Annotated in this window: 22 protein-coding genes and 1 tRNA gene; 11 read left to right on the top strand and 12 right to left on the bottom strand. The window is 43.8% G+C overall.

All coding sequences use genetic code 11. The features are described 5' to 3' along the window. Positions 1-34: 34 nt before the first annotated feature. A complete protein-coding gene (locus AM279_RS16270; protein WP_054409080.1) occupies positions 35-1135 on the bottom strand; it encodes a glycoside hydrolase family 53 protein in 1101 nt (366 codons plus the stop codon). A 20-nt stretch (positions 1136-1155) separates the two neighbouring features. Then, the gene (locus AM279_RS16265) at positions 1156-2214 is read right to left on the bottom strand and encodes an aldose epimerase family protein (RefSeq protein WP_054409079.1); all 1059 of its coding nucleotides are present in this window, start codon (positions 2212-2214) and stop codon (positions 1156-1158) included. Between the two features lie 105 nt (positions 2215-2319). Here AM279_RS16265 and AM279_RS16260 point away from each other — a divergent pair, with 105 nt between their 5' ends. Next, positions 2320-3318, top strand: coding sequence for a substrate-binding domain-containing protein (locus AM279_RS16260; RefSeq protein ID WP_054409078.1), 999 nt, complete (start codon positions 2320-2322; stop codon positions 3316-3318). 35 nt (positions 3319-3353) lie between these two features. On the opposite strand, the gene AM279_RS16255 is transcribed toward AM279_RS16260, so the two are convergent. Next, positions 3354-4073 (bottom strand): NUDIX hydrolase, encoded by a 720-nt coding sequence (locus AM279_RS16255; protein WP_054409077.1) that lies wholly within the window; start codon positions 4071-4073, stop codon positions 3354-3356. Between the two features lie 118 nt (positions 4074-4191). On the opposite strand from AM279_RS16255, the gene AM279_RS16250 reads away from it, so the two are divergent. Both AM279_RS16250 and AM279_RS20905 read left to right on the top strand, forming a co-directional pair. Continuing rightward, complete coding sequence (locus AM279_RS16250; RefSeq protein WP_054409076.1) at positions 4192-4782, top strand: hypothetical protein; 591 nt, start codon at positions 4192-4194, stop codon at positions 4780-4782. Positions 4783-4940: 158 nt separating this feature from the next. Further along, the gene (locus AM279_RS20905; protein WP_054409075.1) at positions 4941-5348 is read left to right on the top strand and encodes a hypothetical protein; all 408 of its coding nucleotides are present in this window, start codon (positions 4941-4943) and stop codon (positions 5346-5348) included. 28 nt (positions 5349-5376) lie between these two features. On the opposite strand, the gene AM279_RS16240 is transcribed toward AM279_RS20905, so the two are convergent. Continuing rightward, positions 5377-6123, bottom strand: coding sequence for a DeoR/GlpR family DNA-binding transcription regulator (locus tag AM279_RS16240; RefSeq protein ID WP_054409074.1), 747 nt, complete (start codon positions 6121-6123; stop codon positions 5377-5379). Between the two features lie 117 nt (positions 6124-6240). Here AM279_RS16240 and AM279_RS16235 point away from each other — a divergent pair, with 117 nt between their 5' ends. The 3 genes from AM279_RS16235 (at position 6241) to AM279_RS16225 (ending at position 8929) form a co-directional block, all read left to right on the top strand. Further along, a complete protein-coding gene (locus AM279_RS16235; RefSeq protein ID WP_054409073.1) occupies positions 6241-6840 on the top strand; it encodes a 5' nucleotidase, NT5C type in 600 nt (199 codons plus the stop codon). A 133-nt stretch (positions 6841-6973) separates the two neighbouring features. After that, positions 6974-7936, top strand: coding sequence for an SDR family oxidoreductase (locus AM279_RS16230; RefSeq protein WP_054409072.1), 963 nt, complete (start codon positions 6974-6976; stop codon positions 7934-7936). A 213-nt stretch (positions 7937-8149) separates the two neighbouring features. Continuing rightward, the gene (locus AM279_RS16225; protein ID WP_054409071.1) at positions 8150-8929 is read left to right on the top strand and encodes a helix-turn-helix domain-containing protein; all 780 of its coding nucleotides are present in this window, start codon (positions 8150-8152) and stop codon (positions 8927-8929) included. On the opposite strand, the gene AM279_RS16220 is transcribed toward AM279_RS16225, so the two are convergent. Further along, the gene (locus AM279_RS16220; protein ID WP_054409070.1) at positions 8922-9299 is read right to left on the bottom strand and encodes a winged helix-turn-helix transcriptional regulator; all 378 of its coding nucleotides are present in this window, start codon (positions 9297-9299) and stop codon (positions 8922-8924) included. The two genes, AM279_RS16225 and AM279_RS16220, sit on opposite strands and share 8 nt — an antisense overlap. A gap of 83 nt (positions 9300-9382) precedes the next feature. Here AM279_RS16220 and AM279_RS16215 point away from each other — a divergent pair, with 83 nt between their 5' ends. Both AM279_RS16215 and AM279_RS16210 read left to right on the top strand, forming a co-directional pair. Continuing rightward, positions 9383-10261 (top strand): NmrA family NAD(P)-binding protein, encoded by an 879-nt coding sequence (locus AM279_RS16215; protein WP_054409069.1) that lies wholly within the window; start codon positions 9383-9385, stop codon positions 10259-10261. Positions 10262-10681: 420 nt separating this feature from the next. Then, positions 10682-11410 (top strand): hypothetical protein, encoded by a 729-nt coding sequence (locus AM279_RS16210; protein ID WP_054409068.1) that lies wholly within the window; start codon positions 10682-10684, stop codon positions 11408-11410. Positions 11411-11449: 39 nt separating this feature from the next. On the opposite strand, the gene AM279_RS16205 is transcribed toward AM279_RS16210, so the two are convergent. Then, positions 11450-12061 (bottom strand): peptidylprolyl isomerase, encoded by a 612-nt coding sequence (locus AM279_RS16205; RefSeq protein ID WP_054409067.1) that lies wholly within the window; start codon positions 12059-12061, stop codon positions 11450-11452. A gap of 11 nt (positions 12062-12072) precedes the next feature. Beyond that, entirely contained in the window at positions 12073-12942 is an 870-nt protein-coding gene (locus AM279_RS16200; protein ID WP_054409066.1) for a DUF808 domain-containing protein, read from the bottom strand. Between the two features lie 158 nt (positions 12943-13100). On the opposite strand from AM279_RS16200, the gene AM279_RS16195 reads away from it, so the two are divergent. Further along, a complete protein-coding gene (locus AM279_RS16195; protein ID WP_054409065.1) occupies positions 13101-14129 on the top strand; it encodes a nucleoside hydrolase in 1029 nt (342 codons plus the stop codon). A 319-nt stretch (positions 14130-14448) separates the two neighbouring features. Here the strand turns inward: AM279_RS16195 and AM279_RS16190 are convergent, their stop codons facing one another. Next, positions 14449-17568 carry an AsmA family protein gene (locus AM279_RS16190; RefSeq protein ID WP_054409064.1) on the bottom strand — a complete coding sequence of 1040 codons (3120 nt, stop codon included), beginning with the start codon at positions 17566-17568 and terminating at the stop codon, positions 14449-14451. A gap of 206 nt (positions 17569-17774) precedes the next feature. Between AM279_RS16190 and AM279_RS16185 the strand changes: the two genes are divergently transcribed. Beyond that, positions 17775-17966, top strand: coding sequence for a cold-shock protein (locus AM279_RS16185; protein ID WP_054410374.1), 192 nt, complete (start codon positions 17775-17777; stop codon positions 17964-17966). A 61-nt stretch (positions 17967-18027) separates the two neighbouring features. On the opposite strand, the gene AM279_RS16180 is transcribed toward AM279_RS16185, so the two are convergent. Next, positions 18028-19419: a serine hydrolase gene (locus AM279_RS16180; protein ID WP_054409063.1), complete on the bottom strand. Its 1392-nt coding sequence runs from the start codon at positions 19417-19419 to the stop codon at positions 18028-18030. A 335-nt stretch (positions 19420-19754) separates the two neighbouring features. Here AM279_RS16180 and AM279_RS16175 point away from each other — a divergent pair, with 335 nt between their 5' ends. Further along, the gene (locus AM279_RS16175; RefSeq protein WP_054409062.1) at positions 19755-21653 is read left to right on the top strand and encodes a hypothetical protein; all 1899 of its coding nucleotides are present in this window, start codon (positions 19755-19757) and stop codon (positions 21651-21653) included. A 58-nt stretch (positions 21654-21711) separates the two neighbouring features. Here the strand turns inward: AM279_RS16175 and AM279_RS16170 are convergent. The 3 genes from AM279_RS16170 to AM279_RS16160 form a co-directional block, all read right to left on the bottom strand. Next, a tRNA-Ser gene (locus tag AM279_RS16170) sits at positions 21712-21799 on the bottom strand. Positions 21800-21810: 11 nt separating this feature from the next. Then, positions 21811-22845, bottom strand: coding sequence for an asparaginase (locus tag AM279_RS16165; protein ID WP_054409061.1), 1035 nt, complete (start codon positions 22843-22845; stop codon positions 21811-21813). Next, the gene (locus AM279_RS16160) at positions 22838-23974 is read right to left on the bottom strand and encodes a 1-acyl-sn-glycerol-3-phosphate acyltransferase (protein ID WP_054409060.1); all 1137 of its coding nucleotides are present in this window, start codon (positions 23972-23974) and stop codon (positions 22838-22840) included. The genes AM279_RS16165 and AM279_RS16160 overlap by 8 nt, the downstream gene beginning before the upstream one ends. Positions 23975-24309 lie beyond the last annotated feature (335 nt).

The following is a 24309-nucleotide window of genomic DNA, read 5'->3' as shown; positions in this document are numbered from 1 at the left end:
GCCGTTGCCAAAGCGCGGGCAGTATCTTGTAGCCTTATGGCTTGTAATTTTCTTTATTATAGAAGTCGAATGCGGGCAGTGCCTCATTCTTGTTCTTACTGTCAAAAAACGTGGCGTTATCCCAGTGGCTGCCATCGCCCCAAAGCGTTTTGCATGAAGATGTTACCCATGCCGGCTCCCAGTAAATAACCCCGCTGCCGCCACCCTGCAGGGTAAGCCTAACCAGCTCTATCATGTATTCTTTTTGCCCCTGCGGCGTTGCCGGATACCCCTCTAACAGCGCTTTTTCGGTTAGTATGTTGTTTGCCTTATCAACATTATACATACTGTAAGGATAGGCCGTTTCTACAATCATGAGCTTTTTGTTGTAGGTTTTCACCAGGCTGTCTATAGCCTTTGGCAGGCCGTCAAACTTAACCTCACTCCAAATTGGGTAATAGGAAAGGCCAATCCAGTCATAATCTTTAACCCCTGCTGCTTTGGCTTCCTTAAACCACCACAGTGCGTTTTCGGGCTGGGCTATGTGCAGCATTACCTGTATGTTTTTGCCCAGCTCATCGCTCACTTCGCGCACCGCCCTTATGCCCCTGTTGAGCAGGTAGGCATTGCGTTTCCAGTCTATCTTTTCCTTAACGGTGCCTTCAGGCTGCATTACTTCGCTGTTGGTTTCATTGCCCACCTGTACCATTTCGGGCAGCAGGCCATCCCTTTCAAGGGCCATAAGCGTGTTGCGGGTGTAAGCATATACACTATCGCCCAGCACTTTTACATCGGTAATATGCGCCCATGCCTGCGGAATATTCTGCCTGCCTGGGTCTGCCCAGGTATCAGAGTAATGAAAGTCTAACAACACTTCCATTTTTTGCTCCTTAGCCCTTTTGATGCTTTTCTTCACATCCTGAAAGTTGCTGTAGGGCGTGGCCTTAGGATTGTTCCAAAGCCTTACGCGCACCAGATTGCAGCCTTTATCTTTAAAAAGAACGTACGGGTCTGTCTTTTTACCCTTATCAGTATAATAAGCACCGCAGTCTTCAATCTCATTAACATAAGAAAGGTCGGCACCCAGGTATATTTTTTCCTGTTTGCACGAGGCAAAAGAAAACACAAGTACCAGTATGCTTACAATCTGTTTCATTTTTCAATTAATTGAAGGTGTTATTCTGCCTCCTTATTTTCAAACACATACGCTGTGTTGTGGCGGTATACCTCTCCCCTTTTCAGTACAGACGAGGGGAAGTTTCTTTTATTAGGCGCATCAGGATAATTCTGTGCTTCAAACGCCATACCGCTGGTGGTATGGTAAGCCGCACCGTCTTTACCCTTCAGCTGGCCAAAACAGTTGCCACCCACATATATATGCACCGATGGCTGATCTGTAAACACCGTCATTTCTATACCCGTTTCCGGGCTGTATAGTTTTGCCGCAGGGGCGCCGTCATTGTTTACCACAAACGAATTGTCTATGCTAAGCGGTGCCGCTTTTGGCTGCCTGTAATCTATTTCGCTATCGTTAAGGCTTGTAAATTCGCCTGTAGGCACACCATCCTGCCTTAGTTCAAGCACGCTTTCTGCATTTACATACAGCTGCTGACCGGCAATCGATTGCGTGTGGCCTGCTAAATTAAAGTAGGTATGCTGGGTAAGGTTAAGTACGGTATCTGCCGTGGTATAAGCCTTGTAGCTTATTTCAAGCCTGTTGTCTTCAGTTACCCTATAAGTTACCTCAACGGTAAGCTCACCGGGAAAATTCTCCTCGCCGTCAGGGCTTGTGTAAGCAAAGGTTATACTTGGGTTTTCGCCACCCTGAAGCTGGTTCATTTTCCAATATGCACGGCCAAAGCCCATTTTACCACCGTGGAGCGTATTGCCGTTATTGTTAGCCGCAAGCTTGTACTCAACACCGTTAAGCATAAACTCGGCACCATCAATCCTGCCTGCATAGCGGCCTATAACCGACCCAAAATAAGGGCCCGAAGGCAACCCGAACGAGTGTATGTAATCTTCAAGTGTATCAAAGCCAAGCGCAACATCTACCGGTCCGTTAACCGACGGTACTTTTATAGACGTAATGGTTGCACCATAGTTTATAAACGAAACCTCCATGCCGTTACCGTTAGTAAGGGTATAGCTGTTTACTGCGCGGCCACCGGGCAGCGTGCCAAATAATTTCGTAACACAATTGGCCGTAAAATAAAGATTATCGTTTTTTTGCATGGCTTTTCTAATAAATCAGCACCAAATGTAAAAATAAGTATCAAACAACCATACCAGTACCCACCAGTTTTTGTATATTAGCCACCAGTTTACAAAAACGTTTTCATGAAAGTAATAACCATAGACCAGCACCGCAGCCTGCCCAAGTATAAGCAGATAGTACTTTCTGTTGAAACAGCCATTGCCGAAAAGCGCCTGAACCGGGGCGATAAGCTGCCATCTGTAAACAAAGTGGCGCTGGAGTTTTCGCTGTCGCGCGATACGGTTTTGCTGGCTTATGAAGAACTGAAGAAACGGGGCATTATCTATGCCCGCCTGGGAAAGGGTTACTATATTAAAAGTACTGAATTTACATTTGAGCAACGTATTTTCCTGTTGTTTGATGAACTTAACTCGTTTAAGGAAGACCTGTATAACTCGTTTAAGGAAGCCATGGGCAACAACGCCCAGATTGATATTTTCTTCCATTACTTTAGCCCCGAGGTGTTCAGGAAACTGGTAAACGAAAACAACGGCGACTACTCTAAGTATGTAATAAACCCTACATCGTTAAAAGGTGCTGCCGATATTATTAAGACCCTGCCTAAAAACGATGTGTACATTCTTGACCAGACTAATGACGAGCTAAAGGACTACCCTACCATACACCAGAATTTTGTGGGCGATATGTATAATGCATTACAGTCGGGCAAGAAGAAGCTGGCCAAATACAGTAAACTGATACTGATTTTCCCGGCGTTTAAGCAACCCCCCGGCATGCAGGAGGGGTTTATACGGTTTTGCACCGATAACCACCTGAAATACGAAATTATACCTGATTTTGACAACCATGCGCTTGCCACAGGCGAAGCCTATGTAATACCAAACGACCGCGACCTGGTGCACGTAATTGAACAGGCACGGCTGCAAAAGTTAAAAATAGGCCGAGATGTGGGCATAGTATCTTACAATGACACCCCCCTTAAAAAAGTGGTGGAAAACGGTATAACCACCATATCTACTGATTTTGAGGCTATGGGAAAAACCCTGGCCGAAATGATTTTACAGCAAAGCCGTGCACAGGTAGAAAACCCCAGCAGGCTGATTGAACGGGGGTCGTTATAGTTGTGGGTTGCGAGTTGGGAGTTGCCACTCAAAAGCTAAAACTCAAAGTTAAAACCCTTTTCCGTAAGCTGCTCGTAGATTTTAGGGTCAAATTCATACAGCTGGGCAGCACGGTGCGATACTTTAACCTGCTTTTCATCAAGCGGCTTTAGCAGGCCCATGCGCAATATCTTGCGGCGAAAGTTAGACTTATCCATTTCCATACCCAAAATTTCTTCATACAGCTGCATCAGTTCAAAAAGGGTAAACTTTTCAGGCAGCAGGTTAAACCCTACCGGTGCCTGGCGCACTCGCCTGCGCAGGCGTGCAAGGCTGGTATCTAAAATTTTGTTGTGGTCGTATATAAGCTGTGGCACATCGGCAATTTTATACCATTGGGCATCGCTGGCGGTAAAACCTGCCTTAACATCATAATCTTCACGCTTAATAAGGGCATAATAGCCTATGGTTATTACACGCCCCAGCGGAAAACGGTCGGGCTCGCCAAACGCCTTTAACTGCTCCAGGTAAATATTGTCAAGCCCGGTAATATCGGCCAGTAGCCTGCGGGCAGCCTCATCTATACTTTCAGATTCTTTAATCCACCCACCCGGAAGGCCCCATTCGCCTTTACGGATACCCTCGGCGTGCTGCACAAGCAGTACTTCGAGTATGCCTTTATCAAAACCAAAAACCACGCAGTCTATAGTAATGGCATTCATTACTGTGCGTTCTTCTATCCTGCCCGATTCGCGGTCGATAAATTTTTTAAGCATAAGCGGAAATAAAATATGGCCGAAGATACAAAATTTATAAATGCGTCACTATAAAGCATAAAAGCACAGCTGTGTTTAAAAAACTTTTCATTATATTTGGTTACCAACTAATTACATTATGAAAACCCTCCTCTACACCGCAGCCTTGTTTTTTGCATTAGCAACACATGCCCAGCAGGGCCCCGCCTATACCGGCGATTATGTTGATTACAGGATTGAAACACCCACCGAAAAGATATCAATACCCTTTCCTAAAGGAGCTGAGATATTAGAAAACGGAAAAGTAAGGGTTGACGGCAAAACATTTCGCATAGAAACTACCGAAAAGGCATATTATGTTGAACTGGCCAAAAAACATTTAAATGACACGTTAAGCACAGAAGCTAAAGACCTGATGACCCTTACTTACTTTTGGTCGTACAACTCATTTGGCAAACCCGCAGCAGGACAAGACTTCTACACACAACCAAACCACAGTTTAAAATGGATGCGTGCGCCGGATGGCACTTACACAATATTTTGGAATGACGAACCTAAAGAATACCAGGAGCAGATAAGCAATTCTATTAAAACCAGTAAGGTTTCGGGCAGCACTATTGTAACATTAGCTTTAGATGATGCCGTGGAGCATAATTCTGATGAGTTTAAAGATACTGAAGTTTTTATGCGGAACACACTAAACAGTATGCACAAAACACCTGTAAAATAAAGGGTTTCCAAAGATTTTAATATAGCAAAAAAGGCTGTTTACCTTTAAAAACACGCAGTTTGTCATGCCAAATGTGTTTTTCGTCGATTAAACAAATGTTAATATTTGACGTATTTAAATTTTAACTAATTTGCTACAAACAAAACACCACCCTTATTATGCCCAACAATCCTGATCTAACGGTCCTTTACGGGCTGCTGGCCTGTATTGCGATTTATTTACTTATTAAGTATATTAATAAGAGCCGCGTAAGGCAAAAAAAACAAGCTTTATTAGAACGGTTTAAAGCACTAAGGCTTGAATCAATTGAATTGCAAAAAGAGATTAGCAACTATATGCTGGGCCATAATGCCGAGCATAACCCTACTCCTGCCGGTGTAACCGTGGGCCAGTTTTTGAGGCAGCTAAAACACAACCACGCAGCACACCTGTCGAGCAAGCTGATTGAAAAGCTGCAAAACAGTGACAACCCTCTGCTGATTAAAAAAACAACTGATGAGCTTGATGACCAGGAAACCAAACTAAAAGAATCTAAAGAGTTATTCTTGTCTATTGAAAAGAATTAAAAAAGCGCCTCTGTACAGAGGCGCTTTTTTATATAAGCTGTATGCCCATGCTGCGGTAAGCGTCAAGCTCTTCGCTGTTGGGGTCGGCCTCAGTAATTATAGCATGTATATTGGTAACCGGGCATATATAAAATGCCTGCGAGGTGTTAATTTTAGCCAGGGTAGAAAGTGCTACAATTTGGGTAGACATTTCGGCCATGGTTTTCTTTACCTGTACATCTTCATAACTTTTGCCGGTAAGCCCCTGCGTGTGCAGGCTGCTAACCCCCATAAAGTAAAGGTTTGCCCTAACGTTGCGAATGGTTTGTATGGTTTCGTGCCCTATGGTGGTAAAAGCCGTTTTATAAAGCCTGCCTCCTGCAAAAATAACATCGGCATTGGGGTGGTCTTCCAGCACATCGGCCACCGGGAAACTGTTTGTAACCACAGTAACCTTTAAATCCTTGGGCATCATTTGCGCCACAGCGAGTACTGATGTACCCCCATCCATAAAAATGGTTTGCCCATTTTTAATAAAGGGTATGGCTTTTTCGGCAATCAGGTTCTTTTGGCCCACATCATACTTTTCCCTATCGCGGTAGTGGTGTGGTACAGATGAGTTAGAAATAGCCCCGCCCCTCACGGCACGCAGCAACCCCTGTTCATTCAATTCTTTTATATCACGGCGCACAGTGTCTTCGCTAACGTTGAGCAGGTGGCTCAATTCGGCAAACTGTACCTTGCTGTCTTTTGCAAGCTGGGATAAAATAAGCTCCAGCCGTTCTTCCTTAACCATTTACATTTTATTTACTGCAAAGATACACAAATTTAAATTGCAAAACTTTGCAATTATTTGCAACATATTGCAAATATGTATTACATTTGCTGCGTTATAATGCAAAACTCAAAGACAATGACCTCAAAAAGAAAAACAATTGGCATAGACATGGACGGTGTTCTTGCCGATACCGAAGCCCAGTGGTTAAGCTGGTATGAAAAGGAAACCGGCATAGCGCTGACTAAAAAAGACATTGAAGGCAAGCAGGAGCACGACGATGCACCTGAGTTTGCAAACTTCAGGAAGTACCTGTATGAACCCGGATTTTTCCGCACGCTGCCGGTAATGGAAGGCGCTGTAGAAGCCGTAAAAGAACTGTCTAAAGATTTCAACATTTATATAGTATCGGCTGCAATGGAGTTTCCGCTGTCGCTGTATGAAAAGCACCAGTGGCTGGCAGAGCACTTTCCGTTTATTAGCTGGAAGAACATTATTTTTTGTGGAGACAAGAGCATAATAGATGTAGACTACCTGATAGACGACCACTGCAAAAACCTGGACTATTGCAAAGGCAAGCCGCTTATGTTTACGGCATTCCATAACGTTAACCTTACCCACCACCAGCGTGTAAACAACTGGAAAGAAATACCGGGCATTGTGCGCGACCTTGCCGAAATTCGCAAAAAGATAGACACCGTTACACCCATAGAAGTACCCCAAAGGCCAAGATGGTAAACCTGCAAGACCTGCAGGTTTTTTTTATGCCCTTGTGTTACTGAACTTTTAAACACAAAAAGGTTGGACTTTTAAACACAACCTGCAAATAACCCAATACCGAACTTTGTAGTGTTAATTAAAACTACAAATAATGGAAACTGATAAAACCGTACTGGTAACCGGCGGCACAGGCTTTATTGCCGTGCACATAATACTTAACTTACTAAAGCAAGGCTATAAAGTACACACCACCGTGCGCAACCTTAACCGCGCCGGCGAACTGACCGAAGCACTTAAATCGGCAGGGATAACCGCTTTAGATAACCTGGCGTTTTTTGAAGCTGACCTTACAAAAGATACCGGCTGGGCAGAGGCTGTTAAGGGGGCAGATTATGTACTGCACGTGGCATCGCCGTTTATTGTTAGCGAACCAGAAGACGAAAACGAACTGATTGTACCGGCCCGCGAAGGGTCGCTACGTGTATTAAAAGCTTCACGCGATGCAGGGGTTAAGCGCGTGGTGCTTACCTCATCATTTGCAGCCATTGGCTACAGCAACAACACACCCGGCCATGTGTTTACCGAGGCAGACTGGACCCACCCTACAGCCCCCATTGGCGCTTACATAAAATCTAAAACCATTGCCGAAATGGCCGCGTGGGATTTTATTGCAACCGAAGGCAACGGGCTCGAGCTGAGTGTTATTAACCCGGTTGGTGTGTTTGGCCCGGCGGTAGGCGGCATAACATCGGCATCGGTAGACTGGGTAATTAAGGATATTCTTGAAGGCAAAGTAGCGCAGACTTTTGATTTTGCCTTTGGCGCGGTAGACGTGCGCGACGTGGCCGATATCCATATTACCGCCATGACACACCCCGGGGCCGCCGGGCAACGCTTTCTGGCTACAGCCGAGGGTGCCATTGCCTTTTATGATGTGGCAAAGCTAATACAAAAAGAGCGCCCGCAGTATGCCGATAAGGTGCAGACTTTTGACAAGCCGGATGACAGCAAATACCCCATACTATCTAACCAAAAAGCAGTAACCGTTTTGGGCTGGCAACCGCGCAGTAAAGAAGAAGCCGTGCTGGCGAGTGTGGATAGTTTGAGGGGTTAGCTCAGTAACAGTTCCGGAGGAGCGGCATATTTATAGCAAATGCATCTCAGGCGGCATTTGAGTTCCATAGGGACGGCGTATAATCATCGTTTATATGCCGCTCCCCCTGGAGCTCCGGCAAAAAACATTAGCTGTAATTTTCTATAAATATGCCACCCCTCCGGGGTTTTTCAACCGTTTCAAAACCTTATCTTTATATCTCAAAACAAGGCTATGCAAAGCAAAATCCTATCATGCCATTTGGGGCCTGAAATATCGCCGGAGCATTTTATATCAGAACACTTTTTTATGTACCTGATAGAGGGCAGCATAACCGCTTATGACGGGAAGGATACTTACACGGTGCACCCGGGTGAGATAACCATTGCACGCAAAAACCATTTTGTGCGCTACACCAAGCACAGTGTTAACAATGTTTTCCGAAAGGTGATTATAGCGTTTGACAAACCTTTTTTGGAGTATTTTCTGGAACGGCACCCTGTTGAATCCATAGCTTCAGAAAATACCGGTGCGTTTATCACCCTGCCCGATACGCCGCGCATTAGCAACTATATACAGTCGCTGGAGCCGTACTATACAGGTGATTTAGAAATTGAGGCCGGTTTTGAAGACATTAAGCGCGAAGAACTAATGCTTATACTGCTAAAGGCAGAGCCCTGGCTGGCTAACGTATTTTTTAATTTTGCTATGCCGCAAAAAATAGACCTTGAAGCGTTTATGCACCGCAACTTCCGCTTTAATGTTAGCCTGGACCGCTTTGCGTTTATGACAGGCCGCAGCCTTTCATCGTTTAAGCGTGATTTTTTAAAAGTATTTGGCACCACACCCGGCAAATGGCTTACCGCCAAACGCCTTGAAGAAGCCCATTTCCTTATAAAAAACACAGGTGCAAGGCCGGGAGAGGTATATAACGACCTGGGCTTTGAAGATTTCTCGCACTTTTCTTTCGCATTCCGCAAGCATTTTGGCGTAACGCCTACCGAGGTTATTTAACCGGACAGGCATCATAAGCGCCTCCCCTTTCAGATATGGCCCATGTTGCCATAGCATCTATAACCGGCAGCAGCCCCTTGCCCGCGGTGCTCAGGCTATAGGTTACATAAGGCGGCACTACAGGCAGCGCGGTACGCACCACAAGTGCATCGTTTTCCAGCTGTTTAAGGTGCTGTATGAGCATCTTCTCGGTTATGGCAGGTATGGCGCGTTTTAGCTCGCTATAGCGTTTTTCTCCCTGCGAAAGGTGGTAAATAATTATGGGTTTCCAGTACCCGCCTATTTTTTCCATTACATAGGTAACGGGACAGAGTTCAAGTGCTATTTGCTTGTTTTCCTGTATGGTTGAGCTTTCTTTAATGGCTGTCATATATACATACTTTAGGGTAAGTACTTGTATAAAAGTAAGTACAAATGTAGCTTTGTTTCATCAAATAATAAAACATTTTAAAGATGAAAATCACAGTTTCAGGTTCTTTAGGAAATATAGGACACCATTTAGTAAACACACTTGTACAATCAGGCAACCAGGTAACAGTTATAAGCAGCAGCGAAGGCCGCAGGGCAGCCATTGAAGCACTGGGCGCAACAGCCGCCATAGGTTCGGTTAGCGATGCAGGCTTTTTAAAAGATGCCTTTACCGGCGCCGATGCCGTTTTTGCCATGACCCCGCCTAACATGGGTGGCACCAGTATTATTAAAAATACGGCAGCAGCCGGCCACGCTTATGCAGAAGCTATTAAACAAACCGGTGTAAAACGTGTGGTAATGCTAAGCAGCATAGGCGCCGATGTGGCACAAGGCACAGGCCCAATTGCCGGGCTTTACCCCATTGAGCAAGAATACAGCACGCTTGAGGGTGTAAACGTAACGTTTTTGCGTGCGGGCTTTTTCTACAACAATTTTTATAATGACATACCGCTTATTAAAAACGCGGGCATAACAGGTGCCAACTACCCGGGTGATGCGCTTATACCGCTGGTTAGCCCGGCAGATATTGCTGCCGCTGCCGCAGAAGAACTGGTACAACAAGGCAGTGGCAAGAATGTGCGCTACATTATTAGCGATGTGCGTACCCCTAACGAAGTAGCACAGGTATTTGGTGCGGCCATTGGCAAGCCGGAACTGCCGTGGGTAGAGTTTACCGATGAGCAATACCTGGGCGGCATGACGGGTGCGGGTGTACCCGAAGAAATTGCCGGCCTGTATACCGAAATGGGCACCGCTTTTAGGAGTGGGGTAATACCCGCTGATTTCAGGGCGCAGGGTTCACCAGTTACAGGAAAGGTAAAGCTTGAGGATTTTGCTAAAGATTTTGCCGCGAAGTTTTAAGGGATGTTCTCATTAAATATCTTTTAGCACAAAGCACACAATACAGACCGCCTACTGCAAAAGCACACAACTTTTTACAGTAAAATTCTTCTATTAAATTATTTTAAGTATTTCTACCAGAAAACCTGTAGGCAATCACTACAGGTTTTTGTTATTTTATTAAACTAATACAACAATACCCATATCTGCATAACACTTCTCTTTATGAGCAAATCCTGACTATAATTAAACAAAAATTTCAGTGTTTATGGTGCGCATTATTACGCTCTAAGGTTTGAGATACTCCATAGGCAGATTGCAGGTTAAATCTCGAAAAAAAACCAGATAGTTTACCAATGGTCTATTTGGAGAAAAAATTAGTTGTTAAAAAATAACTCCTTAACAGTTAATTTGAGATATTTGTAAACCAACCTTCTTAAAATGAAACAAATAGCCTTCTTGCTTTTAGTACTATTTATATCATCCTGTGCACGCGATGACGATTTCAGGAGTGAGCGCCCCGGTATAGCCACCTCTATAAACGGAAATGTAAAAGACTACCACAGGGATATTGATATAGAACACTTTGAGGTACAGCTTATAAAACAATGGCGGTGCTCTGACGGCGGGGTGTTTGCCACTCACACCTGCGAAAAAGTAATTGGGAAGGCTTACACTGATGCAAACGGTAATTACACACTTGACTTTGAGTATAATTTGCGTAGTGACGAATCATATAAGCTGCGTTTTAATGAAGTGCAGGATAATGCTTACAGTGTAGAGATTGTTGACCAAAACGGCGCTTTTACAAACGACTATTCTATTTTTGAAATAATAGAAGGCGAACAAAACAGCATAAACCTAAATGCATGGGTGCCGGTTAAAGTTAAGATTAACCTTACAACGTTAAACAACCATACGCCGCCACTGATTACAGGTATAGAATATAACGGAGGGGTTGATTTCGCCACCAATTTTACATACCCGGGTGAAGAATATGAGGAATTTGAATTGCGCGCAAGGCCAAATTGTGATGTTGAAATAAAATCGTGGTATATTGAAAATCGTACTACCAGTAATCCTATTTTTCATTTTGCACCGGCAATTCCGTACAGTATAGGCGATACGGATTCTGAAATAACTTTTGAGGTAGACTGCAATACGTTTTAATTTATTTCAATCTACCCTTAGTTGGCACAGCTTACAGCACTACTCCTTAGCGATTATATAAGCCTTTTTAATCACGTCTACCTTGGGGAATTCCTTATCAAACAATTCCCTGTCGGCTAAAAGCTCTTCCTTTTCCATAGTGGTATCGCCATAGCCTGAGTATAGCTTTTCTACCACATCCATACCGCTTACCACATCGCCAAAGGCCGGGAAGCCTTTTACGCCGTTGTAGTCTACCGTATCAAGGCGGTTGTTGTCTTTAAGGTTAATAAACAGGTCGCACGCACGGGTGTTTACACCGCTTCGCGCAAAGCTTATGGCTCCTTTTTTGTTGCCGTATTTAACCGGCTCATCGGGCACGATAACTTTGCTCCACGCTTCGTTTTGCATGGTATCAATCTGGCCAAACTGCACTACAAAATTGGGCACCACCCTGTAGAACGGTACGTTTTTATAATAACCGCCTTTTACCAGCGCATAAAAACGGTCGGCCGCTTTGGGCGAATACTCCCTTTTAATGGCAACGTCAAAATTACCCTGCGTGGTTTCAAAACGCGCGGTAAAGGTTTCGGGTGCGGTTTTGTTGATGTAGTTTGTTTTGCAACCCACAAGCACCAAAACCGAAAACAATACTATAAAATACTTTTGCATAATGTTATATTTTAGCTGCCTTTAACAGCGCCCACTACTTTTTTACCCACTGTAAATACTGCCACAGCAGCCAATCCGGCTACTATGCCCAGGCAAAACTGCTTAAGCATTTCCGGCCAGCCCGGCACCAGGTGGTGCACAAACTCCAGGTTGTGGTCAAATATTCCGCCGGAAACAAGCAATAGTGCCAGTGTGCCTACTACTGCCAGAAACTTAATAACAATGGGAAGCGCTTTTACCAGCACGTTACCCAGCCCAGCCCAAAAGCCTTTGTTGTTGGCTCGTTTTATAAGGTTATAACCGGCATCGTCCATGCGCACAATAAGGGCTACTATGCCATAAACACCCACGGTTGCCAGTAGTGCCACTACCGATACCGTAAGTATTTGTGTAGCCATATCTTCATGCAATACAGAGCTCATTGCAATGATTACAATTTCTACCGAAAGGATAAAATCAGTTATAATGGCCGACCTGATTTTGGTTTTCTCCGCATCAGCGCCCTCTTCCTTTTTTTCTTCTATAACCTCATGGCCTTTTTTCTCACGGTGAAAAAAGAACTCTATTATTTTTTCCATACCCTCAAACGCCAGGTAAAAACCACCCAATATAAGTATAACGGTTATGGCCTGTGGCAGGTAAGCGTTAAGCGCCAGCGCTATAGGGATAATAATAACCTTGTTAAGCAGCGAGCCTTTTGTTATAGACCACAGCACGGGCAGCTCGCGCGAGGCAAGGAAACCGGTTGCCTTTTCGGCATTTACGGCAAGGTCATCGCCCAGTATGCCTGCTGTTTTCTGGGTTGCTATTTTACTGGCCGAAGCCACGTCATCCATTAGTGCGCCTATATCGTCTAAAATCGCAAAAAAACCTGATGCCATGAGTGTATTTAAAATTAAGGCGTAAAAGTAGCGTTTTTTTTGGGGAGTGCTTTACAGAGTTGCCCGTTAAATTTATGTAACCGCGCGCAATGCAGCAGGTAAGTACAGGACAGTGCACGCCGCTTAAACCTTAAATTTGGCACAGCAAACAAACTGTTATGATATCTTACCTACAAACCTATACCCGCAGGCTTAGCTTACTGCTGTGCCTGTTGCCTGCCCTTTGCATGGCACAACCCAAAACCACCGCAAAAAACGAAGTTACCGCACCACGTATGCGCGTTATTATTGACAATGATTTTGGCGGCGACCCTGATGGGCTTTTCCACCTGGTACAGCAGCTGTTATCACCCGCTGCCGAGGTAAAGGCCATTATAGGCTCTCGCCTGTACAGCGGTGGGTTTTATGAATCGCCGGGCACGGCTGCATACGCCTGTGATCAGGTAAAGGTGCTTTTAAAAACCATGGCACTACCCAGCCCGCCGCCGGTTTATATGGGTGCAGAATCAGGATTGCCCGATGTAAACACGCCAAGCCCCTCTGAAGGGGCTGATGCCATAATTAAAGAAGCCCTGAGCGATGATAAAAGGCCGCTGTATATATTGTGCGGTGCCAGCCTTACCACCATTGCCAGCGCCTACCTGAAAGAGCCTAAGATTGCCGAGAAAATAAAGCTGGTATGGATAGGCGGTCCTGAATATGCCGGACTGGCCACACCCCCACCCAACTACCAGCCCATTGAATACAACCTGGGCATAGACATTAAGGCCGGGCAGGTAATCTTTAACACGTCTGACATACCGCTGTGGCAAATTCCGCGTGATGCCTACAGGCAGGCGCTGGTATCGTATGCCGAACTGCAATATAAAGTGGCGGGCAAGGGCAAAACCGGGGCACTGCTGGTAGAACGCATAGAAAACATACTTAAAAAATCGAACAGAACGCTGGGCGAGGCCTATGTTTTGGGCGACAGCCCGCTGGTGCTGCTCACGGCGCTGCAATCGGGCTGGGAGGCCGACCCCGCATCAAGCAAGTATGTTGTAATGCAGGCCCCCAAGATAAACGATGCCGGGCAGTACCTTACCAACCACAACGGACGGAATATAAGGGTATACACCGATTTAGACATCCGCCTGATGATGGAGGATTTTTATGCCAAGATTGCCTTGTTTAGCAACGGTAAATAAAATAAAAATGCTCCTTTTTACAGTAAGATTGTTTGTCCTGAATAACCCCGTAGGGGTGGCATATTTATAGCAAAGCAGGGTAAGCAAGAGCTCCGGAGGAGCGGCATATGAATTATTCGTCTATATGCCGTCCGTACGGGACTTCCATTCCGCGCTGTTCAATACTACTATAAATATACCGCTCCTACGGAGCTCAATCGTACTGTTACATCTTTGTGAAGCCATGAGAAAACCTGTATTCCTAAAACATAAGTAGCCGGAATTTCTTCCGACCACTTATATTTTTTACAGGAGCATTTCTATTTTGAAGCTGGGCAGCCTAATCAAACTTAAGCTGTGCCAGTATGTTTTTCTTTTTGGCAATTATGGTTTCGTCTGCCTTGTCTTTAAGGCGCTGCTTATCGGTAAAATAGTATTTAAATTTGGCTTTACTGAGGCTTATGTCATAATCATCGAGGTTGCCTTTTATGTCTACCCCCGTTTTAAACGGAATGGGCGACTTGAGCACCGAAACGTGGTAATCATAGGTCATGTCCAGGTTTTGTATGCCCCCCACGGCAAGCTGGTAGCGGTCTATCTCTACAAAGGCCGGCAGGATTTCCATGTGGCTTTTTTCTATGATCATTTCCATATTAAGGGTATGTATGGTTTGCGCCTCCTTTTTTTCTTTAAACATAAGCGTTTTGGCCATTTCCCTAAAGGTTTCGCCGTCCAGCACCATAACATCTGTAGCCTGCAGTGCGGCTATACTTTTTACCGACGGTATAATTACATCCATATTATGGCTTAGCATGGCGCTGCCCTGCATGCGCAGGTGTGCCTTGCCCACAAACGATTTTGTCATGGGGAAAAGGCTGTCCATAGCCGGCATAACCTTGGCAATATTAGCCATTTCTATATCGTGCAGGTTAAGGTCGAAATCTACCTTTGCCCTGCCCTTTTTTGTAGCGGCATAGTTAAGGCTGGCGGTTAAACGGGCGGCAAGCGTGGTAAGCTCAAAGTGGTTGAGCTTAAGGTGGCCGTCTTCAATTTTCATTACCCCGTGCAGGTTTTGAAGGTCGAGCCCGCCGTAATGCAGCTTTTTAATATTGCTGTTGAAGGTAAAGTTTATGTTTTCCGGAATTTTAAAGGCGGTTTTGTGGTCGTGCACGTTTTTCTTTCCGCGCACGTGGGCTTCGTCTACCTGCTTAAAGTCGGGTTGCTTTTCAGCAGAAGCAGTAGTTTGGGAGTCCATAACCTTCATGATTTCGTTGGCGTCAATAAAATTAGAGGTAAGGATAAGGGTGGCATCTACCCTTTTATCGGGCGACTTCTTGGCCAGCATATTGTTTATTTGCCCTGAGAGCGTAACATCTGAATTCCCAAAGAAAATATGTGCATTTTGTAGTGTAATGGCCTTGTTGTTTATACCTATCTGCGAATGCTCCATGCGCAGCGGCAGGGCAAACTCCGGCATAAAGGCATAGAGGTTGTTAAACTCTATTGTGCCGCGCGGCATCCAGATATCTTCGCGGTTTTTGCGCACCGTGAGCTTGTAGTTGCCGTTGCGTATGCCCACAAAATTTTTATCCTGCCATACGGCGGCGCTATCGGCTGTAAACGTGGTGGCTATAGACGGGCGTTTTTTAGTGTGCCTTGCCCCCAGCCCGGCAGTAATGTTTGCCTTTCGCACCACGGCTTTCATGTTATTGGCCGTTTGGTTATACCTAAGATTGGTAAGGTTAATGTGGGCATCTAACCCCGTAATAGAGTCTTTCTTTTTAAGCTTTACATTGGCCGTAAGCCCATCTACCGTGGCACTGCCTATTTTGTTATCGGCGGCTTTATAATCAAGTTTAGAGAGTTTAATATCGGCATCTAAGGCAGCGCTGTTGTTTTTAAGCTTTTGTGCACCCATAGTAACCGCCAGCCCGCTCAGTGTGAGGTCGTGCTGCTTTTTATAGTGCACCTCAAGGTTGGTAACGTTAAGCTTGCCAAAGGCTTTGCGCTCTTCGGTTTCGGCCTTGCGGCCAAAGACCAGCTCCGTTTTAGCCGTCTTTAGGTATACGGTATCTTTAGGGTCGTGCAGGAACAGACCGGTAAGCACCGTGTTGCCCTTTACCTTCATGTTATTAAAGTTGCTCTCCATAATATCATTGCTCTTAAACAGGGCGTTAATATCTATGTGTGCCTGACCCATGGCCACTATATCCTGCGCAATGGGGAATTTCTTTTTGAGGGTGGTAAGGTCGAGGTCGCCTTTCAGGTCGGCATCAATTTCAGGGTCTTTCAGCAGGTTTGTTACTTTGGCGTGGCCCTTAAGGTCTACCCCCGTGCCTTCAAGATACACTTCCTTAACGGTAAGTTCAGAAAGCTCCGGCTTATCATAATTGAGCACGCTGTGCACATCGGCCTCAAGGTGGCGAATCTCGCCCGGGAAATTGTTGTACTTCAGCACGCCGTTATCAATCTTAAAAGTAATATCGGTTAGCGGCAGCCTGGTTTTATTGTAAATACCCTTAGAGGTAACCTTGAGCAGCACATTGCCCTGCACATCTATATCATCTTTCTGGATAAGGTGTGGCGGTATGGTTTCCCACAGGGTTTTGAGCGATGGCACTTTCATTTCGAGCACTACATCGGCATGGATATCATTATTAACCGTATCGCGTCTAAAGTGGCCTTCGGTAACAAAATCAATGTCGTTAATGGTAATGGTGCTTTTATCAAAATCCAGCTTATGCTGTTTTTTAAGGTACACAATATCGGTTTCAAAATCTACCTTAAGCTTATTGGCAAAACGGTAGCCGTCTTTAGAAAAACTTATGTGCCTGCCGTGGGTTTCGGTAGCCAGCTCCATTTTATCTTCGGTATCAGATGCCTTGAGGCTTATGTTGAGGCTATCGGCCTTTGCGTGCGATTTTGTAACGTAATCATGATAGGCAATACTGGCATTTTCTACCTTAACTTTTTTAATAAGGATGTGGTTTATCTTGAAAGAAGCCGTGTCGGTATCGGTAGTATCGGGCTCGGTAGGTTTAACGATGTTCCAGTTCTGGTGGCCGTTTTTTTGTATTATGGCTTTTACCCTGGGGTTTGTAAGTGTGAGGTTTGTAACCACCAAATCGTGCTTGCGCCACAGCTTTTGTGCGTTGAATGATGCCCTGCATACATCAAACTGTGCCAGGGTATCGCTTTTTATACCTGTTAATGCCGGGGTAATCACACTGCCTTTTTTAAGCTTTACCCCAAAGTGCGGAAACGATGAAAAGAACGTTAGCTCAATACTTTCGCACTCTACCTTTGCATCAAGGTTTTCGTTGAGCATTTCGGTTACCATGGGGGTAATACGCTCGGGCGTAAAAATAAAGTTGAGGGCTATGGCAATGGCTATACCCAGTATAACCAGCAGCGATGTGAGGGTTATGAGTAAGCGTTTGAGTATCTTTTTGGTTTTCATCTGTATGGCAGTAATATGGGTGCGTAATTTAATACAAAACTGTGATTTACAGTATTTATTGGGTGAGAATTGACCGAAAATTATAACTGCCTTAAACAGCGTTATGTAGGGATTTCCACACATAAATCAGGGCACTAAAAATAATTATTTCATTTTCAGTGTTTTATAAAAACAATATAGTATCTTCGCCGAAATTTAATATTGCAATGCAAGAAGGTACAGTAAAATTCTTCAATGAAGAAAAAGGCTTCGGATTTATAGTTCCAAGCAACGGTGGAAGTGAAATTTTTGTTCACGTTTCAGGTTTAACAGACAAAGTTCGTGAGAACGATGCCGTTAGTTATGAAGTGCAGGAAGGCCGCAAAGGCCCTAATGCCGTAAACGTGACATTATTATAATATACATCACGGTTAAAATTAAAGCGCCCCGGAAACAGGGCGCTTTTTTTATGGCTATTGTTTACTTTACTTTTTTAACAACAAACTCATTGCCGTTTTGCTTAAGGATGGCATTAATTACCGTGCCGGTGCTGTCTTTTTCAAACACAAGTTGCGCCTTAACCACTTTAAGGAAAAAGGTATTTTCTGACTCTGCAAACACCGGAAATTTCTCCTGACCCGGTATTTGTGTGTACAGTTGGCCGTTATCTAACGTCATTTCCATATTAAAGCCCGGTTCAAGCTCATACTCGCCTACAAACGGGGTAAGCTGGGCTTCGGTCAGGGTTATCTCGGTTTGTGTGTCTTTTACTACTTCGGGCGCTTTGCCATACAGCAGGCGGCGCACGTTTTTAAGGAAAGACATTCCGTTTTCGTTGTTTTGCAGCACGATAATGGTTTTGTCGTTATCTATATGCCTTTCGATATAGTTAACATAGCCCGGCCATCCGCCGCTGTGTGCCGTTACCTTTCCATACTCTGCCGATGCATCTATAATCCAGCCAAAGGCGTATTTTGTTTTCTCATCGTTAGGCAATACCGGCGGGGTAAACACCAACTCCAGCGATTTTTTAGAAGCCAGCTTATCGGTATACAAAGCCCTGTCCCACTTAAGCAGGTCTACCGTGGTAGAGTTTACAGTACCATCGCCCACAATACCATCAAGGCATATTACATAGCTCCTATCCGGGTCGTTATCGGGCAGTAGTTTCTTTCCGTTGGCATCATACACATAGCCGTAGGCATAGTTTTCTACCTTTTTAGGGGCCAGCCTGCGGTTGTATACAAAGGTGTTTTCCATTTTTAAAGGCTTAAAAATGTTATCAGCCAAAAACATCGCATAGGTTTTACCCGAAGCTTTTTCTATAATACTGGCCAGTAGTGCATAGCCGGTATTGCTGTATTCAAACTTGCTGCCGGGGGTAAAGTCGGCTTCCGGTTTTTCTTTGGCAAACAGCGTAATAATGTCTTTGTTGGTGTTGATTTTAGTGGTGTCGCCCTTAGTGCCTATAAGCTGCATATAGTCAGGCAGGCCGCCGGTGTGGTTAAGCAGCTGCCTTATGGTAACGCCTTTGTAAAACCCAAGCTCGGGGATGTATTTTACAATAGGGTCGTCATACTTAAGCTTGCCTTTTTGCTCTAAAAGCACAATGCCCATGGCGGTAAACTGTTTTGATACCGATGCCAGCTCGAATATAGAAGTATCATTAAGCGGCAGTTTTGCGGCTTCATCGCGCAGGCCGAAGCTTTTTTTGTAGAGTACATTACCTTTTTCGGCGATGAGTACGTTGCCGTTAAACTGGCCCTTAGCGGCAAGTGATGTAAATAGGCTGTCGATTTTTTGTGCACGGGTGTCCTGGGCGTTGGCTTTGCCCATAGCCACTAACAGTGCAAGCAGTAGTATTTTTTTCATGATGTGATGATTTACCAACAAGACGAAAATTTGTACTGCGCGTTACACTTTTTTGAAAGGTTTTTATAAGAAGAATCTTAACATAAAGAACACCAAGGGTTTCACAGAGGGCATAAAGTTTTGTCTCTTTTGAAGTTTACCAAGAAAAGGGTTAACGTTAAGAGGGCGTATATTTTTGCCATGAGGATGTTTTTGGGAATAAATTTATAGAAAAATGTGGGAGGTGGGAGGGGTTAGTTGTCTATGTTTTATCCATACCTAATAATGGGTATTTTTCAGGTACCCAAATTATTGTGAGGTAATATTTGTTAAGTTTGTTAAAAGACATTTAATTTATGAATAACAATACTTTAACAGGATATTGCTTTTTAGCATCATTAACAGAAAATCAAAATGACCTGTATAACCATGTATATATCCCTATTTGTAAAAGAGCATTAAGTAAATTTAGTATTCACGGTGATTACGGATCTGCTGAAGATATTCAAGAAATAATTAATGAAGACTATGGAATTCAAGTTCCAATAATTATAATTAGAAAATTAATACGAGCTGTTGAGTCTGTATTATCGAGAAAATTGAAAGAAAAAATCAATTTCCAAGTTCTGGCTAATGGAAACAATTTTCGTATAAGCATATATGCTTTCACAGAACTAGAAGAAAACTATAAAAAAGGGAAACGCAATGCTTCCGCATTACAAAAAGCATTTGAGGAATATATTAAACAAGAAGTAATAGAACATACTGACATCGCTCCTTTTTCAGACTTCTTAGACAAAAACAAGAATAGATTGTCTGCTTTTTTTGCTACTGGACAGCACATAAATGGAGATTTTTCAGATTCAATCTTTATATATCATGTCCAATTTCTGGAATATATAGAAATGCACAATCATCTATTATATAAAATAGCTGAAAACATTTATTTAGGTTCAATTGTTGCAGGATTTTTAGAGGCAGGATTTGAAATGGATTCTAAATTTATCTCTAATGAAATCTATTATATAGATACTCCTATAATTTTAAGAGCATTAGATATTCAAAAAGAAGAAGATACAAAACCTGTATTAGAATTATTAGATCTTATAAAAAACACTGGTGGCAGTGTAAAAATATTATCCATAACCTTAGACGAAGTTTATAGTATAATAGAAAAAGCTATTGGTAGCTATGACAATACAAATCCCACATCAACTATAAACGAAGCTTGCTTAAGATTAGGAAAAAATAAAACGTGGTTAATAAATCTAAACGCTAAATTAGAAGAAAAACTGAAAAATTTGGATATTGAGTTAGTTCCATTTTCAATTGTCTACAAAGAAAAATTTTCAAAATCACAGGACATTAAAGACTTGAAAGAGTCAAGATTACGTAAAGGTACAGCAGAGCATGATGTCTTTGCATATCTATATGTCAGAGAACGCAGAGAGGGAGTAATATCAACTTTTCAAAAAGCAAAAGAATGGTTTCTAACAAGTAACAAAGAATTAGTCAACTTTAACATTGACAAAGCTGGAAGCAAGAAAGTGTCAGAAGTAATACTTCCTGATGGACTTACTAGTTTACTATGGCTTAAAAATCCTCATCACTTAGCAAATAAAGTTAAATCAGTTGGTCTTAGCGAACTTATGGCAATAACATTAGATGAAGAAATTGCCAGCAAAGAACTTATAATAGAATTCAATAACAATTTAAAACAATTAGATGGTTTATCAACGGATGAATATAGAATACTATTAGAATCCGTAGCTCATCAATCCGCAAAAAATATTGAGAGACTCAATAATTCGATATTAGAAGATAAAACTGAAGCAAAGAAAGAAGCTTTAATCATCATTGAAAAAGAAAGAAAAAGAAAAAGACAAGTTCAGGAGAAAATTAAAGAAGTACAAGCTCTTGAAAATAACTTAGTCCAAGAAAAGGAAAAACTAGATCAGAAATTGAAAGATATTGAGGTTGAGCTTAATGAAGCAAAAAAAATACAGGAATCGACTAAAACAGAACTTGAAAATCTAGCAGATACAGTTTTAGAAATCAGAAAACATGGAAAAAAATATAAAAAAATAGGACTAATAGGACTAATTTCTTTTGTCTTTTTTATTTTAATAATAATTTATAGACACAGGCTAGATAAATTCTTTACAGTTATTTCCGGAATTCTTACGACATCAGGTTGGGTATGGGGACTGGGCTCTTTTGCTATCAATGCATACAAACTTTCAAAAGGAAAATAGCTCGTCTATAAAACCAAGGACTAACACATCCATCTTTCAGGGCATCGTGTTGCTTTAGCAGAGAGGAAGGGATTCGAACCCTCGATGCCCTTTTGGAGCATACACACTTTCCAGGCGTGCGCCTTCGACCACTCGGCCACCTCTCTAAATATTTTATTTACACTACGGGCGAGAGCTCGCCGTGCAACGGGGCTTCAAACAGTTCTTTAAAATTGTGGTGCGGCACCTGTTGCCCCAGCAGGTACATCATTTTGGTTATGGCGGCTTCGGTGGTAATGTCGGCGCCGCTTATAACGCCTATTTCTTTTAGCAGCGTACTGGTTTCATAATGCCCCATGTTAACACGGCCGCCGCTGCACTGGGTTACATTAGCCACGTGCAGGCCGCCCTCTATGGCTTTTTGCAGTATGCCTATAAACCAGTCCTCGGTTGGGGCGTTGCCGCTGCCGTAGGTTTCTAAGACAATACCCTTAAGCCTGGGTATGCTCACCATGGCCTTTAACACCTCGGCCGTAAGACCGGGGAACATTTTTACAATGGCCACATTGCCGTCAAAAGCGGTTTTGGCGGTAAAGTCGCCCGTAACCATAACCGGCAGCAGGTATTCGGTATTTATTTTAAGGTGCACGCCGCTTTCGGCAAGGGCCGGGAAGTTGGGCGAGGTGAATGCATTAAAATGCTCGGCGCTTATTTTTGTAGTGCGGTTGCCGCGGTATAGCTTGTATTCAAAATACAGGCATACTTCGCTTATAACAGGCTTACCGTCTTTTTGCATTGAGGCCACCTGAATGGCAGTTATAAGGTTTTCCTTGGCATCGGTACGCAAATCGCCAATAGGCAATTGGGAGCCCGTAAACACCACCGGCTTGCTGAGGTTGTGCAGCATAAAGCTTAACGCCGATGCCGAGTATGACATGGTGTCTGACCCGTGCAGGATTACAAAACCATCAAAAGCATTGTAGTTTTTGGTAACAATATTGGCCATTTTAACCCACATGGCGGGGTTCATGTTGCTGGAGTCGATGGGTTTTTCAAACGAAACGGTTTCGATATCGCAGTCCAGCTGCTTAAGCTCCGGTATGCGCTGCAACAGCTTGCTAAAGTTGAACACACGCAGGGCGCCGGTATCAAAATTTTTAACCATGCCTATGGTACCCCCGGTATATATGAGCAATATACGCGGCTTAGGCATCCTGGTATTTCATTTTGTTAACCACGGGGTTGGCATACATGGCCAGGAACCCTTCGCGCATAACCTTGTTATCTATATCTATGCGCAGCTCAAGGCGGCGCTCAAACAGCTGCTTTTCCTTTTCGGTATACTTATCTGCAAACTGGGTGCAATCGTGCAGCAGGTCATACGCAATATAGTTGGTAGGCCATAGCTTGTAGCCCTGTATAATGGCATCGTCCAGCAATTGCGCCAGTGCCTGTATCTGCTTGTTGGCGTTGTCGTTTTCAACAGCAATGGTATCAAGGTCGGCCGGGTTAAGCGGTTTGCCTATGTGCAGGTGTATGCGCTTTTTCTGGCCCATAATGCCGCTAAGCAGCGTGTTGAAGTCTTCGTTCTTTTCCTTTACGTATACCTCATCGTTAGCCTTAGCCATAAGCTGCGGCATCTTAAGGGCATCTGTAGGGTCATATTCATACGATATAGACACCGGCACCACACGCAGTTTTTTAAAGTAATCCATAAGATTAGCCTCATCGCTTGCCATGGCAATCATTTTGAGTACGCCCTGCTGGGTGGCATCGTTACCGTCTTTAGTGCGGCCTTCGCGCTGGGCAATCCATACGCTGCGGTTTTCGCGGGTTAAAAGCTGGCACATATACTCGCTCATAAGCTTAGAGCTTTGCAGGAGTTCCCTTGGCGAAAGCCCGCGCTGCACCACAAAGTTGCGGTTAAGGCGGCTAAGGGCGTGCAGGAAACTTTTTTGCACCAGGTTATCGCCTATGGCGCTGGCGGTCATAATCATTTTATGTTCCAGCAAAGACACGTTAAGCAGCGAGGTATCAAGAATGATATCGCGGTGGTTTGATATGTACAGGTATGATGTATGCGGGTCTAAATTCTCAAAGCCTGAAGTAGTTAAGCCTTCAGAGCTTTTTTGCAGCACCATTTGTATGGCGTGGTAAATAAAATTAGCCTGGAAATCGCGTTTTGAGTGCGTTCTTTTAAGCTGCTCTGCCCATACCTCTTCGGGGGTATCGGGAAAAGTAAAGCTCATGAGGGCTTTCATCATAGGATGTTGCACAACACTGTGCAGGGCCTCGTTTACTTCGGTATCATAAAACGGGCGGATATGATCAAATTTCGACATGCGCTTAATAAAGGGTTAAAACTTTACAAAAGAACAAAAAATTACTGTATTTAAACCGAAAATTTTTGTTAACGCTACTTATGAGACCTAGGTTTATAGTTTATTTTTATGGGTTGGGTGTTGCGGATACCTTAATTTGGTATTTGAGAGCCCCGGAGGAATGTGTTATTTTTAAACACAAGGAACACAATTTTTTTCACAAAGGCCACAACAGGAAGCCGCCTTCGGCGGAAGGACACACCCGAGGGCGAAGACCGAACTGACGAAGTAAAGCCTTGTACCCTTTAATTCACCTTTATCCTGAGTTTCGTGTACTCCGCCTTTACAGATGATTA

Origin of the sequence: Flavobacterium akiainvivens (assembly GCF_001278115.1) — a bacterium.
GTDB classification, from domain to species: Bacteria; Bacteroidota; Bacteroidia; order Flavobacteriales; family Flavobacteriaceae; genus Flavobacterium; species Flavobacterium akiainvivens.
Note: the sequence above shows the minus strand (reverse complement) of the source record. Positions and strands in the feature narration are given on the sequence as shown.